14 protein-coding genes are annotated in these 12,842 nt (G+C 75.8%); 10 read left to right on the forward strand and 4 right to left on the reverse strand.

The window, feature by feature from the left end; all coding sequences use genetic code 11:
* Positions 1 to 22 precede the first annotated feature (22 nt).
* The 4 genes from ACFZP7_RS11025 to eda all read left to right on the forward strand — a co-directional run bounded on the left by ACFZP7_RS11025 (position 23) and on the right by eda (position 2,976).
* Positions 23 to 784: a MerR family transcriptional regulator gene (locus ACFZP7_RS11025; RefSeq protein WP_030979006.1), complete on the forward strand. Its 762-nt coding sequence runs from the start codon at positions 23 to 25 to the stop codon at positions 782 to 784.
* Positions 781 to 1,428, forward strand: coding sequence for a hypothetical protein (locus ACFZP7_RS11030; protein ID WP_371847088.1), 648 nt, complete (start codon positions 781 to 783; stop codon positions 1,426 to 1,428). The genes ACFZP7_RS11025 and ACFZP7_RS11030 overlap by 4 nt, the downstream gene beginning before the upstream one ends.
* Positions 1,429 to 1,438: 10 nt before the next feature.
* Complete coding sequence (yaaA, locus tag ACFZP7_RS11035) at positions 1,439 to 2,221, forward strand: peroxide stress protein YaaA (protein WP_019326212.1); 783 nt, start codon at positions 1,439 to 1,441, stop codon at positions 2,219 to 2,221.
* A 110-nt stretch (positions 2,222 to 2,331) separates the two neighbouring features.
* The gene (eda, locus tag ACFZP7_RS11040) at positions 2,332 to 2,976 is read left to right on the forward strand and encodes a bifunctional 4-hydroxy-2-oxoglutarate aldolase/2-dehydro-3-deoxy-phosphogluconate aldolase (protein ID WP_029393494.1); all 645 of its coding nucleotides are present in this window, start codon (positions 2,332 to 2,334) and stop codon (positions 2,974 to 2,976) included.
* On the opposite strand, the gene ACFZP7_RS11045 is transcribed toward eda, so the two are convergent.
* From ACFZP7_RS11045 to ACFZP7_RS11055, 3 genes are read right to left on the reverse strand one after another with little or no spacing between them, the layout of a single operon-like run.
* Complete coding sequence (locus ACFZP7_RS11045; RefSeq protein WP_385634318.1) at positions 2,951 to 4,630, reverse strand: bifunctional RNase H/acid phosphatase; 1,680 nt, start codon at positions 4,628 to 4,630, stop codon at positions 2,951 to 2,953. The two genes, eda and ACFZP7_RS11045, sit on opposite strands and share 26 nt — an antisense overlap.
* A 36-nt stretch (positions 4,631 to 4,666) precedes the next feature.
* Positions 4,667 to 5,410, reverse strand: coding sequence for a zinc ribbon domain-containing protein (locus ACFZP7_RS11050; RefSeq protein WP_029393495.1), 744 nt, complete (start codon positions 5,408 to 5,410; stop codon positions 4,667 to 4,669).
* Complete coding sequence (locus ACFZP7_RS11055) at positions 5,407 to 6,264, reverse strand: Nif3-like dinuclear metal center hexameric protein (protein ID WP_046250761.1); 858 nt, start codon at positions 6,262 to 6,264, stop codon at positions 5,407 to 5,409. Before ACFZP7_RS11055 ends, ACFZP7_RS11050 begins: the two co-directional genes overlap by 4 nt.
* Positions 6,265 to 6,462: 198 nt before the next feature.
* Between ACFZP7_RS11055 and ACFZP7_RS11060 the strand changes: the two genes are divergently transcribed.
* Both ACFZP7_RS11060 and ACFZP7_RS11065 read left to right on the forward strand, forming a co-directional pair.
* Positions 6,463 to 7,677 carry a hypothetical protein gene (locus ACFZP7_RS11060; protein ID WP_385634319.1) on the forward strand — a complete coding sequence of 405 codons (1,215 nt, stop codon included), beginning with the start codon at positions 6,463 to 6,465 and terminating at the stop codon, positions 7,675 to 7,677.
* Between the two features lie 97 nt (positions 7,678 to 7,774).
* Entirely contained in the window at positions 7,775 to 7,942 is a 168-nt protein-coding gene (locus tag ACFZP7_RS11065; protein ID WP_019326218.1) for a hypothetical protein, read from the forward strand.
* Between the two features lie 72 nt (positions 7,943 to 8,014).
* Here ACFZP7_RS11065 and ACFZP7_RS11070 read toward each other — a convergent pair whose 3' ends face one another.
* Positions 8,015 to 8,890, reverse strand: coding sequence for a MaoC/PaaZ C-terminal domain-containing protein (locus ACFZP7_RS11070; RefSeq protein WP_127445567.1), 876 nt, complete (start codon positions 8,888 to 8,890; stop codon positions 8,015 to 8,017).
* A 138-nt stretch (positions 8,891 to 9,028) separates the two neighbouring features.
* On the opposite strand from ACFZP7_RS11070, the gene ACFZP7_RS11075 reads away from it, so the two are divergent.
* From ACFZP7_RS11075 to ACFZP7_RS11090, 4 genes are all read left to right on the forward strand, one after another.
* On the forward strand, positions 9,029 to 9,952 hold the full coding sequence (locus tag ACFZP7_RS11075) for an ABC transporter ATP-binding protein (RefSeq protein ID WP_127437568.1): 924 nt from the start codon (positions 9,029 to 9,031) through the stop codon (positions 9,950 to 9,952).
* Positions 9,949 to 10,668: an ABC transporter permease gene (locus ACFZP7_RS11080; RefSeq protein ID WP_030979021.1), complete on the forward strand. Its 720-nt coding sequence runs from the start codon at positions 9,949 to 9,951 to the stop codon at positions 10,666 to 10,668. Before ACFZP7_RS11075 ends, ACFZP7_RS11080 begins: the two co-directional genes overlap by 4 nt.
* 36 nt (positions 10,669 to 10,704) lie before the next feature.
* Positions 10,705 to 11,877 (forward strand): sensor histidine kinase, encoded by a 1,173-nt coding sequence (locus ACFZP7_RS11085; RefSeq protein WP_385634320.1) that lies wholly within the window; start codon positions 10,705 to 10,707, stop codon positions 11,875 to 11,877.
* A 320-nt stretch (positions 11,878 to 12,197) separates the two neighbouring features.
* Positions 12,198 to 12,842 carry a response regulator transcription factor gene (locus ACFZP7_RS11090; RefSeq protein ID WP_030972195.1) on the forward strand — a complete coding sequence of 215 codons (645 nt, stop codon included), beginning with the start codon at positions 12,198 to 12,200 and terminating at the stop codon, positions 12,840 to 12,842.

The following is a 12,842-nucleotide window of genomic DNA, read 5'->3' on the forward strand; positions in this document are numbered from 1 at the left end:
GTCAACGTCTCTACTGGGGGCCATGCGGATCGGAGAACTCGCCGACGCCGTCGGCGTCACCACGCGGACCGTGCGGCACTACCACCACCAGGGCCTGCTGCCCGAGCCGGAACGGCTGGCCAACGGCTACCGGACGTACACCCTGCGGCACGTCGTCGTGCTGGCCCGGATCAGGCGGCTGACCGAGCTGGGCCTCGGGCTGGCGGAGGTGCGGGACGTGCTCGCGGACGAGGCCGGGAAGGATCTCGCCGAGGTGCTTCAGGAGCTGGACGCGGATCTGGCGCGGCAGGAGGAGGCGATCCGGGAGCGCCGGGCGCGGCTGCGGGCGCTGCTGGAGGCGGAGGGCGGGCTGCCGAGCGAGGGCCCGGTCTCGCCGGAGCTGGCCGAGCTGTTCGCGGGGATGGGGGACGTCTCCGGCTCCCCCATGGCCGTACGGGACCGTGAGGTGCTGGCGCTGATGGAGGGCACGATGGCGCCGGAGGACCGGGAGAGGCTGCTGGGGACACTCCGGGGCGCCCTGGGGTCGCCGGAGGCGGTGGAGCGGGCCCAGCGGGCGTACGCGCTGCTCGACGACCTGGCCGACGCGGGCGCCGACGATCCGCGGGTGGCGGAGACCGCCCGGGTGCTCGCCGCGTGCATGCCCGCGGAGCTGCTGCCCGAGGAGGACGTCGACCTCGATCCCGGGCACCCCTTCCTGCGCGCCCTGTACGCCGACTTCGCGCCGGGGCAGGCCGAGGCGATCAGGCTGGCCCTGCGGATCGTCGCCCGGGGACGGCGGGCATGAGGGCGTCCCGGGTGCTGGCGGTTCCCGGACTCGTGGTCCGGCACGAGCTGCGGTTGCTGGGCAGCCTGTGGCTGTGGGCGGTCCGGCGGACCCATGGGACCGGGGGCGGCGGGACGGCCTTCGGGTACGCGCGGGGGCAGGGCGCCATGATGTTCGGCTTCGCGTTCGTGTGCGTGATCGAGTCCGTGATGATGTCCGTGCTGCTGCGGGACTGGCCGACCGTGCACCACGCGGTGCTGGTCCTGGACGTGTACACGGTCCTGATCGTGATCGGCCTGCACGCGGCCTCCGTGGTCCGGCCGCACGTCCTCGACGCGGCCGCCGGGACGTTGCGCGTCCGCCGGGCCGTCCACGTCGACGTGTCGATACCGCTGGAGCGGATCGCGTCCGTGCGCCGGGAGCTGCGGGCGACGCACGAGCGGACGGACGGGGAGCTGGACCTCGCCGTGGGCTCACAGACCTCCGTCACCCTGGAACTCTCCGAGCCGGTCGTCCACGTCGCCTTCTTCGGGCGCCGGCGCGAGGTCGGGGTCGTGCGCTGTCACGCCGACGACCCGGCGGCGCTGGTACGGGCCGTCGACCGGGCGAGGGAGGGGCGGGCCGGTACGCCGTACCCTGACCGGGGGCCCTGGAGCTCGATGTGAAGGAGTACGTGTGCTTGTCCTGCTGCCGCCGTCCGAGGGGAAGGCCGCGTCCGGCCGGGGCGCTCCGCTGAAGCCGGAGTCGCTGTCCCTCCCGGGGCTGACCCCCGCCCGGGAGACGGTCCTCGGGGAGCTGGTGGAGCTGTGCTCCGGCGACGAGGAGAAGGCGCGCGAGGTGCTCGGACTGAGCGAGGGCCTGCGCGGTGAGGTCGCCAAGAACGCGGAGCTGCGCACGGCGGGGGCACGGCCGGCCGGGGAGATCTACACGGGTGTGCTCTACGACGCCCTGGACCTGGCCTCCCTGGACGCGGCCGCCAAGAGGCGGGCCGCCCGTGCGCTGCTGGTGTTCTCCGGGCTGTGGGGCGCTGTGCGGGTGACCGACCGGATTCCCTCCTACCGGTGCTCGATGGGCGTGAAGCTCCCCGCGCTCGGGGCGCTGGGCGCGTACTGGCGGGCGCCGATGGCCGAGGTGCTGCCGGCGGCGGCCGGGGACGGGCTGGTCCTCGATCTGCGGTCCGCGGCGTACGCGGCGGCCTGGAAGCCGCAGGGCGAGGTCGCGGGGCGGACGGCGACCGTGCGGGTGCTGCACGCGCCGACCCGGAAGGTGGTCAGCCACTTCAACAAGGCGACCAAGGGCAGGATCGTACGGAGTCTGCTGGCGTCCGGAAGCGCGCCGGCGGGGCCGGCCGAGCTGGTCGAGGCGCTGCGCGACCTCGGGTACGAGGTGGAGGCGCAGGCTCCCGCGCGGGCGGGGAAGCCGTGGGCGCTGGACGTGCTGGTGGCGGAGATCCACTGAGCGAACGGCGAGGACGCCGCCCTTTCGTTGAACGGTGAGGGCGCCTCCCTTTCATTGCATCCTGCGCAACGCGCTTTGCGCAGGATGCATCGTGCGGGCACGATGAGGACATGCGCTCACCGTTGCCCTCCGTACTGGATCTCGCCCCCGTCGTTCCCGTGGTGGTCGTCGACGACCTCGCGGACGCCGTGCCGCTCGCCCGGGCGCTCGTCGCCGGCGGGCTGCCCGCGATCGAGGTGACGCTGCGGACCCCGGTCGCGCTCGACGCGATCCGGGCGATCGCGGCCGAGGTGCCGGACGCGGTGGTCGGCGCGGGCACGGTCGTCACCGCGGAGCAGGTCGCGGAGGTCGTGGCGGCCGGGGCGCGGTTCCTGGTGAGCCCGGGGTGGACCGATGCCCTGCTGACGGCGATGCGTGACTCCGGGGTGCCGTTCCTGCCGGGGGTGTCGACCACGTCCGAGGTGGTGGCGCTGCTGGAGCGCGGGGTGCGGGAGATGAAGTTCTTCCCGGCCGAGGCCGCGGGCGGCACCGCCTACCTGAAGGCGCTCGCCGCGCCGCTGCCGCAGGCCCGCTTCTGCCCGACGGGAGGCATCGGCCCGGCTTCCGCGCCTCGGTATCTGGCGCTGCCCAACGTGGGGTGTGTCGGCGGCAGTTGGATGCTGCCCAAGGACGCGGTGGCCGACCGGGACTGGGGGCGCGTCGAGGCGCTGGCCCGTGAGGCGGCCGGGCTCAGCGCAGGTGGGACGTGTCGTTGAACAGGCGGACGCTCGCGCCGCCGTCCGCGTAGTACGCCACGGCCGACAGCGACGCCGCCGACAGCTCCATGCGGAACAGCGACTCGGGCGGGGCGCCCAGGGCGAGGCGGACGAACGTCTTGATCGGTGTCACGTGGGAGACCAGCAGGACCGTGCGGCCCGCGTACGCCGCGACCAGCCGGTCGCGGGTGGCGGCGACCCGGGCGCCGGTCGCGGCGAAGCTCTCGCCGCCGCCGGTCGGCTCCGCGTCCGGGGAGGACAGCCAGGCGTTCAGGTCGTCGGGGTAGCGCTCGCGCACCTCGCCGAAGGTGAGCCCCTCCCAGGCGCCGAAGTCGGTCTCCCGCAGGCCGTCCTCGACCGCGACCTCCAGGCCGAGGCGGGCGGCGACGATACCGGCGGTCTCCCGGGTCCGGGCCAGCGGTGAGGCGACGATCGCCTGGACGGTGCCGCGCCGGGCGAGGCTCGCGGCGACCTTCTCGGCCTGTTCGCGGCCCGCGGCCGACAGGGAGGGGTCGCTGCCGCCGCTCCCGGAGAACCGCTTCTGCGGGGTCAGGGGGGTCTCCCCGTGCCGGAGCAGCACGAAGGTGGCCGGTGCGCCCATGTCGGGCGGCCCCCAGCCGGGCGAGGCCACGGTCCGCGCGGCCCGGACGTCGGCGGAGGCGGCGGCTTGCGATGACGTGGAGGACCCGGCGGAGCCCGGCGCACCGGACCCGGCGGCGGCTTCCGAGGCCGCGTCCGGGCGCGGGCCGGCCTCCGGCCCCGCCGGACCAGCGGCTCCGGCACCGTCCCTCACGGCGGACCCATCGGACGCGGACCGAGCACCCCCCACGGCGGCCTGCCCCTCGACGGCCCCCGCCCCACGGCCGCCCGCCGGGCCGGGCGCCCCGGTGGCGTCACCGCGCGCGGCGGGAGGACCGGCGTCGGCCTCCGCCCCACGAATGCCGGCGCTGTCGGACGCCGAAGCACCGCGCGCGGCGGTGGGATCGGCGGCGGAGCCGGTCGCGCCGGGCGCCGTCGGCTCGGCAGGCACCGTCGGCTCGGCGGGCGGCCGGGCCGCACCCGGTGCCCCGGTGCGCGCGGCACTCGCGGCGCCGGTCCCCGCACCCGTACCGGTGCCCGCCCTCGCGCCACCGTCCGTCGCGGTGCGTCCGCCCGCGGAGCGCCCCGTGTCCAAGTCCGCCGTCGACGTGGACGGCGACCACCGCTCGCCGCGCGCCCCGGCGTCCATCGCCTCGTTGGCCAGGCGGTCGGCGTGCTTGTTCTCGGCGCGCGGGATCCACTCGTAGGTCACCCGGCCGGGCGGGAAGACCCGCGCGGCCTCGGCGGCCAGCGGTTTCATGTCCGGGTGCTTGATCTTCCAGCGGCCCGACATCTGCTCGACGACGAGCTTGGAGTCCATCCGGACCCGCACGGTCGCGTCCGGGTCCAGCTCCCGCGCCGCGCGCAGCCCGGCCACCAGGCCCCGGTACTCGGCGACGTTGTTGGTGACGACGCCCAGGTACTCGGCCGCCTCGGCCAGGGTCTCCCCCGTGGCCGCGTCCAGCACGACCGCGCCGTAGCCCGCGGGCCCCGGGTTGCCCCGCGACCCGCCGTCGGCCTCGACCACGAACTCCCGTGCCGGACCCGCCTCCGGGTCCGCTCCCGCACCCGTCACCGGACCCGCCCCGCACTCGCCACCGGAACCGGCCCCCTACAGGCCGGAGTCCGCCGTGCGCACCAGGATGCGGCGGCAGTTCTCGCAGCGGACGACCGTGTCGGGGGCCGCCGAGCGGATCTCGCTCAGCTCGGTGATCGCCAGCTCCTGGCGGCAGCCCTGGCAGCTGCGCTGGTACAGCTTGGCCGCACCGACGCCGCCCTGCTGCTCGCGCAGCTTGTCGTAGAGCTTCAGCAGGTCCGCGGGGACGGAGGCGGCGATGACCTCGCGCTCCTTGGTCACCGAGGCGGCCTCGGCGTCCAGCTCCCCGACGGCCGAGTCCCGGCGCGCGGCGGCGTCGTCGAGCCTGCCCTGCACCGAGCCGACCCGCTCGGTCAGCTCGGCGACCCGCTCCTGCGCGGACTCGCGGCGCTCCATGACCTCCAGGACGACGTCCTCGAGGTCGCCCTGCCGCTTGGCGAGCGAGGCGATCTCGCGCTGGAGGTTCTCCAGGTCCTTCGGGGAGGTGACGGCGCCGGAGTCCAGGCGCTGCTGGTCGCGGGCGGCGCGCTGGCGCACCTGGTCCACGTCCTGCTCGGCCTTGGTCTGCTCGCGGGCGCAGTCGCTCTCCTCGGTCTGCGCGGCCACGAGCAGGTCGCGCAGCTGGGTGTGGTCCTTGGTCAGCGACTCGATCTCGGCGTGCTCGGGCAGGGACCTGCGCTTGTGCGCGAGCTGCTGGAGCCGGACGTCGAGGGCCTGGACGTCCAGGAGTCGGATCTGGTCGGCGGGCTCGGCTTTCAGTTGGGGGCTCCCATTGCGTCGGGGGTCGGGGCGGACGCCGCGTGGGCGGTCCAGGGGTCGGTGACCGTCTTGGAGACGTGGACCCTCAGGTCCCATCCCTCCCGGTCGGAGATCTCGTCGAGCTGCGCCGCGGCCAGCTCGCACCAGGGCCACTCGGTGGCCCAGTGCGCCGCGTCGAGCAGCGCGAGGGGACTGTGGGCGCGGGCCTCCGAGACGGGGTGGTGGCGCAGGTCCGCGGTGAGGAACGCGTCGGCGCCGGACGCCCGCACGTGGTCGAAGAGGCTGTCGCCGGAGCCGCCGCTGACGGCGACCGTGCGGACCACGGCCTCGGGGTCGCCGGCGACGCGGATGCCCTGCGCGGTGGCGGGCAGCCGCTCGGCGGCGCGGGCGGCCAGCTCGCGGACGGTCAGCGGGTGCTCCAGCTCGCACACGCGGCCGAGGCCCCGACGTCCGTCCGGGTCGGCCGGGTCCGGGACCAGGGGCCGTACGACACGCAGGTCGAGCGCGCCGGCCAGCGCGTCGGAGACGCCCGGGTCGGCGGTGTCGGCGTTGGTGTGGGCGACGTGCAGGGCGACGTCGTTCTTGATGAGCGTGTGCACCACGCGGCCCTTGAAGGTGGAGGCCGCGACCGTCGTCGTCCCCCGCAGGTACAGCGGGTGGTGGGTGACGAGCAGGTCGGCGCCCAGCCGCACCGCCTCGTCGGCGATCTCCTGGACCGGGTCGACGGCGAACAGGACGCGGGAGACCTCCTGGTCCGGGTCGCCCACGACGGTGCCGACCGCGTCCCAGGACTCGGCCCGCTCGGCGGGCCACAGGTTCTCCAGCGCGGCGATGACTTCTGACAGACGGGGCACGGGTGCAAGGCTACCTGCCTGTACTGCGCCGTCGTACCCGCAGCGGGCCCCCGGCCGCCGTCCGGACCGGCACAGCACAGACCTCCGCGTCCCCTCAGGCGAATCGTTCCTGTGACACACGTACGTGTGATGGGGACGGTCGCCGCTCCCCCGCCCGTGCGTACGAAAACTAGCTTCGTCGCCGGAGGTGACCGAACGATGACAGCCTGTGCTATCGAACCTTCGGCGGCGCCCGGGAGCGACGGCCCGCCACCGGCGGGCTGCGCCATCACCGCGGAGGGCGCCTACGCCGCGCGTCTCGCCCGCCGCGGCGATTGCTGGTACCCGGAGCGCTGGACGCTGGACGGCCCCGAGCCGTACGCCGTGCCGCTGCCCGGCAACCAGCCGGAGGAGCCCGGTACCGAGGTGCAGCCGATGGGCGACGGGCGGGTCCTGGTCCACCGCAGGGCGACCGGACGGCACTTCTTCTCCCTGCTGTACCCGACCGGGCCCGGCACCGGCGAGCTGCCGCTGGGCGCGGTCGAGTGCCCGGCGGACACCACCGCGCTGCGGCTGCTGCCGCCGGCCCCGGGCGGCGAGCGGGCCTACGCGCTCGCCACCGGCGCCCGCTCGACCGTGCTGTGGCAGGTCGCGGGCGGGGCCTTCGGACCCGAGCGGCTGGCCGAGATCCCGGGGCGCTGCTCGGGCGGCGTCTGGCTGGACCGCACGGGTCGGATACTGGCCGTCGACCGGGAGACCGGCGGGCGCACCAAGGCGGTCGTGGTGGACCTGGAGCGGGACGGCGAGGTGTCCCCGCTGCTGCAGATCGCCGCGGACAGCGACGACCGGATCCTGCTGGCCGACCCGGACAGCGGGCTGGTGCTGATCCGCTCGGACGCGCCGTCGCCCGGGCGGGACCGGCTGGGCTGGGGGGTGCTGGGCAGCACGCTGCCGGTGCGCTTCCCGGAGTGCCTGCGGCTGCCGGACTGCGTGGTGACGCCGTTCGCCATCCAGCCGGGCCAGGCGCTCACGCCGGAACGGTGCGCGGTGGCCCTGCGGGTGGACGGCGCGCTCGGCAGCTGGGTGGCGGTGTGGCGGCCCGCCGAGCGGCAGGTGCGCCACCTTCCGGCGCCCGAGGGATGGCTGACCGGTGCCGGGCTGTGGACCGCCGACGGTGAGCTGCGGCTGCCCTGCGCCACACCCCAGTCGCCGTGCGGGGTGGCCCGGCTTCCGGCACCGCCGGACACCGGCGACGCACGGTCGGAGAAGACGCGGGAGCCCGCTCCCGGGGAGCCCTCCGCCCCGCCTTCCGCGCGTCGCGCACCGGCCGTCGAGGGCCCGCCCGAGGCACCGGAACCGGAGGCCCCGGCTCCCTCCCCGCAGCGTCCCGTTCCGCTGCAACAGGCCCCGCTGGCGCGGCTTGTAACGAAGTAGTGCCGGTTGGCGCGGCCGCCTGGATCCGGCCCTCGGGGTCCCGGTTACACTCGCCCGGCTGTAGGAAAGATCATGTTGACGGGGTGAATTCCTTCCGATGAACGACGCCAGCACGACCCAGCCCACGCAGGCCGACGGCGCCGACGTATCCGAGACGGTGACCGGCCACGGCAGGCACCGGGGACCGGTGTCCAGCCAGGACGGTGCCGAGGCGCCGCGAGGCCGCCACCGCAAGCCGGCCGAGGAGTCCGAGGCGGCCGCCTGACGGCTCGGCACGCACACACCGCGAGCGGCTCCGGCCCCCGTCCCGCGCATCCTGGGACGGGGGCCGGAGCCGTCATGCGTACCGCACCACCGTGTCGGCGAGCACGACCGTGTCGCCCCGCTCGCGCACCCCCGCCTCCACCCGCACGCTCCCGCCCTCGTCCGGCCCCGCCGCCCGCCACATCCGCACCCTCAGCGTCTCCCCCGGGTACACGACCCCGGTGAACCGAGTCGCGTACTCCCGCACCCGGTCCACGTCGCCGTCGAGCAGCGTGTCCACGACCGCCTTGAGGGCGGCGCCGTAGGTGCACAGCCCGTGCAGGACCGGGCGTTCGAAACCGGCGCGCGCGGCGAAGGCCGGGTCCGCGTGCAGGGGGTTCCAGTCGCCGCAGAGCCGGTACAGCAGCGCCTGGTCCTCGCGCACGGCCCGCTCCACCACCCGGTCCGGCGCCTGCCGGGGCACCGGCCCGGGACGGCCGGACGGTCCCCGTTCACCGCCCCAGCCGCCCTCCCCGCGCACGAAGACCTCGGCCTCCTCCGTCCACAGCGGCCCGTCGTCGTCCCGGACCTCGGTGCGCAGGACCAGTACGGCCGCCGTGCCCTTGTCGTACACGGCCACGATCCGCGAGGCCGCCCGGGCCCGGCCGCGCACGGGAACCGGCCGGTGCACCCGCAGCCGCTGACCGCCGTGCAGGACTTGGGCGAGGTCGACGTCGACGCCGGGCGCGGACAGCGCGGCGATCACCCCGGGCGGGCCGCCGCCGGCGACCGTCGCGAAGCTCGGCAGCACGTGCAGCCGGGACTCCAGGGTGTAGCGCAGCTCGCGGGGGTCGTCGGCGGGCAGGCCGGCGCCGATGCCGAGGTGGTAGAGCTGCACGTCCTTGTGGTCCCAGCGGATCTCACGGACGCGGGGCGCGGCGGCGAGCGCCCCGGCGGCGTCGATGGGCATGGCCGGCCCCCCGGGCTCGACGACGATCACGGACGGCCACGACCGTACGGCACGCCGGCCACCCGTGACATTCGTCCCGCCGAACCGCGGACAACCGCATCTGCCGTCCGCCCCGGCCGCCTCCGTAGCGTCGCCCCCATGGAACCGGGACGACCGACACCGCGCACCGCCCCCGCCGTCTCCTTCTCCGGGGCGGTGAGGACCTACGGCGCCGTCCGCGCCGTCGACGGCGTGGACCTGACGATCGCGCGGGGCGAGACGGTCGCGCTGCTCGGGCGCAACGGCGCGGGCAAGTCGACGGCGATCGCACTGCTGCTCGGCCTGTGCGCGCCCGACGCGGGCAGGGTGGAGCTGTTCGGCGGGCCGCCGGAGGCGGCCGTGCGCGCCGGACGGGTGGGCGCCATGCTCCAGGAGGCGCGGGCGGTCCCCAGGGTCACGGTGGGCGAGCTGGTCGCGTTCGTCGCGGGCCGCTACCCGGCCCCGCTGCCCGTGGACCGGGTACTGCGGCTGGCGGGCGTCGCGGGACTGGCCGGACGGCGCGTGGACCGGCTGTCCGGCGGGCAGGCCCAGCGGGTGCGGTTCGCGGTGGCGCTGGCCGGCGACCCCGACCTGCTCGTCCTGGACGAACCCACCGCGGCCCTCGACGTGGAGGCCCGGCACGCCTTCTGGCAGTCGATGGGGGCGTACGCCCGGCGCGGCAGCACCGTCCTCTTCTCCACCCACCACCTGGAGGAGGCCGAGGCGCACGCCGACCGCATCCTGGTCGTCGACCGGGGGCGGATCGTCGCGGACGGCACCGGCGCACAGCTGCGCCGGGCGGCGGGCGGCGGCCGGGTCTCCGTCGACCTGGCCGGCCGCCCCGCCGCCGGCCTGGACCTCCTGCCCGGCGTGCGCGCCCTGGAGATCCGCGGAGACCGCGCCCACCTGCGCACCGAGGACTCCGACGCCACCGTCCTCGCCCTGGCGGAACTCGGCGCGATCCGCGGCCTGGAGGTCGCCCCGGCGTCCCTGGACGACGCCTTCCTGGCCCTGACCGCACACGCACCCGTGGAGAGACGATGAGGGACTACGTGCTCCTGGAGGTCCGCCGCACCCTGCGCGACCCCGGCTTCGTCGCGGGCGGCGTCGCCGTGCCCGTCCTGATGTACCTGCTCTTCACCAACCTCGGGGGCGGTGACGCGGGCGGCTGGAGGACGGGCGCCATGGTCGGCATGGCCGCCTACGGCGCGGTCGGCTCCGCCCTCAACACCGGCGGCGGGGTCGCCGAGGACCGGGCGATCGGCTGGCTGCGGCAGCTGCGGGTGACACCGATGCGCCCGCACCAGGTGGTGCTGGGCCGGACCCTGACCGCCTCGGTCACCGTGCTCCCCGCCCTCACCGCCGTCCTCGCGGCCGGCGGCCTGGTCAACGGCGTACGGCTGGCCCCCTGGCAGTGGGCGTCGCTCGCGCTCCTGCTCTGGCTGGGTTCCGTCCCCTTCACCCTCCTCGGCCTCGGCAACGGCTACCGCCTGACCGGCCAGACCACGGGGGTGGTGAACATGGTGGCCAACCTGGGCCTGGCGGTCCTCGGCGGCCTGTGGTTCCCGCTCGCCCTCTTCCCCGAGTGGCTGCGCACGGTCTCGGCGTACACCCCGGCCAACCGCTTCGCCGAGCTGGGCACCTCCGTCGCCGCGGGGCACGCGCCGCCCCCGGGTGGGATTCTCGTACTGACCGTGTGGCTGCCGGTGTTCGGGACGTACGCCCTCCTGTCCTACCGCCGCACCACCGGACGCGACTGAGCGGCGAACGGCACACACGGGAAGGAACCGACGGCCATGAGCGGGAAGCAAGGCCGGCTGCGCACACTCTCGTGCCGCCTGGACGCGTGGCGACTGGCCCGGGAGCCCGACCCCTCCGAGGCGCACCTCGGGCCCCCGCCCACCGGTTTCACCCTCCTGCCCTGGCTCCTGCTGGGCCTGGGCAGCCTCGCGAGCGTCCTCCAGGGCGGCACCTCCCACCCCTGGCTCGGCGGCCTGGGCCTGCTCGCCTTCAACACGCTCTACATCTACGTGGCCATGCGCTCCTTCCACCCGAAGCTGCGCACCTCCCCGTCCACCCGCCTGGCCCTCCTCGCCATGGCCCTGCTGACCTGCGCCCTCTCCCTCGCCTTCGGCGGCACCTGGCTGCTCTTCTTCCTCCTGCTCGGCCTGTCCGCGGGCGCCGCGCTGCGCGGGCGCCGACTGGCCCACTGGGGCTGGACGCTGGCGGCGCTCGCGGGGGTCGTGGGCGGGATCAAGGACGGCTGGAGCGGCCTGAACATCGCCTACGGGACCCTCCTGTCGACGATGGTGACGGCCGCGATCCTGAGCCTGTCCGACGCCGTACGGCAACTGCGCGCCGCCCGCGAGGAACTGGCCGCCCGCGCGGTCGCGGAGGAGCGGCTGCGCTTCTCCCGCGACCTGCACGACCTCCTGGGCCACACCCTGTCGGTGATCGTCGTGAAGTCGGAGGCGGCCCGGCGCCTGGCGCCTCGCGACCTGGACGCGGCCCTCACCCAGATCACCGACATCGAGGCGGTCGGCCGCCAGGCGCTGACCGAGGTCCGCGAGGCGGTCACCGGCTACCGCGAGGGCAGCCTCGGCACGGAGCTGGACCGGGCCCGCTCGGCACTGAGCGCGGCGGACGTGGAGCCGGTGGTCCACCGCTCCGGCCCCCCGCTGCCGCCCGAGGCCGAGGCACTGCTGGGCTGGGTCCTGCGGGAGGCGGTCACCAACGTCGTACGGCACAGCGGGGCGAGCCGCTGCGAGATCGCGGTGTCGGGCGGCACGGAACGCGTCCGGCTGACCGTCAGGGACGACGGCACGGGCCCGAACCGCGCACCCCAGGGTCCCGGCACCGGACTGACCGGCCTGACCGAACGGCTGGCCACCGCGGGCGGCTCCCTGACCGCCGGCGCCGAGCCGAGGGGCGGCTTCACGGTGACGGCGGAACTCCCGGTGGGCCGCTGACGGTCCGCGCCCCGCACGCCGGGACAGCCGCGTACGGCGGGAAGGGGACGTGTCGGGGGGTGTCCGCCCGCAGCGGTTGGCGCGTCCGCACCGTTCACCCCCGTAGCCGACCGATTCCGCGCCGTTCCGAGGACGGACACCCCCCGATGCGGCCCCGCACCACCACCCACCGCACGCGCTACGCGCACCCCCACCGAACCCGCAGCGGCGCCGCAGGCACCCCCACCCACACACCCGCACTACCCGCACGCACCCACCCACCCGCACCACGCACCGCACACGCCGCCGCAGGCACCCGCATCCACCTCTACCCTGACCCCGTGACCGCCGAAGCCCCAGCCGAAGACGAAGCCCCCCGCCCCGTCCGCATCCTCCTGGCCGAGGACCAGGGCATGATGCGCGGCGCCTTGGCGCTGCTGCTCGGCATGGAGGAGGACATGGAGGTCGTCGCCCAGGTCTCGGCCGGCGACGAGATCGTCGGCGCCGCGCTCACGCACCGCCCCGACGTCGCCCTGCTCGACATCGAACTACCGCGCGGCAACGGCCTGGACGCCGCCGCCGAGCTGCGCGAGCGGGTGCCGTCCTGCCGGGTGCTGATCCTGACCACCTTCGGCCGCCCCGGGTACCTCCGGCGGGCCATGGAGGCCGGCGCCGCCGGATTCTTGGTGAAGGACGGCCCCGTCGAGGAACTGGCCGGTGCCGTCCGCCGGGTCCTGGCCGGCGAGACGGTCGTCGACCCCGCGCTCGCCGCCGCCGCGCTCAGCGCGGGCCCGAGCCCGCTCACCGCCCGCGAGTGCGACGTGCTCCGCGCGTCCGCCGACGGCGCGACCGTCGCCGACATCGCCGCGGCCCTGCACCTGTCCGAGTCCACGGTCCGCAACTACCTCTCCGCGGCCATCGGCAAGACCTCCACCCGCAACCGCGCGGAGGCGCTGCGCGAGGCCCGGCACCAGGGCTGGCTCTGA

It is taken from the genome of Streptomyces sp. SudanB5_2050 (genome assembly GCF_964272335.1).
In the GTDB taxonomy this organism is placed as follows: domain Bacteria; phylum Actinomycetota; class Actinomycetes; order Streptomycetales; family Streptomycetaceae; genus Streptomyces; species Streptomyces rochei.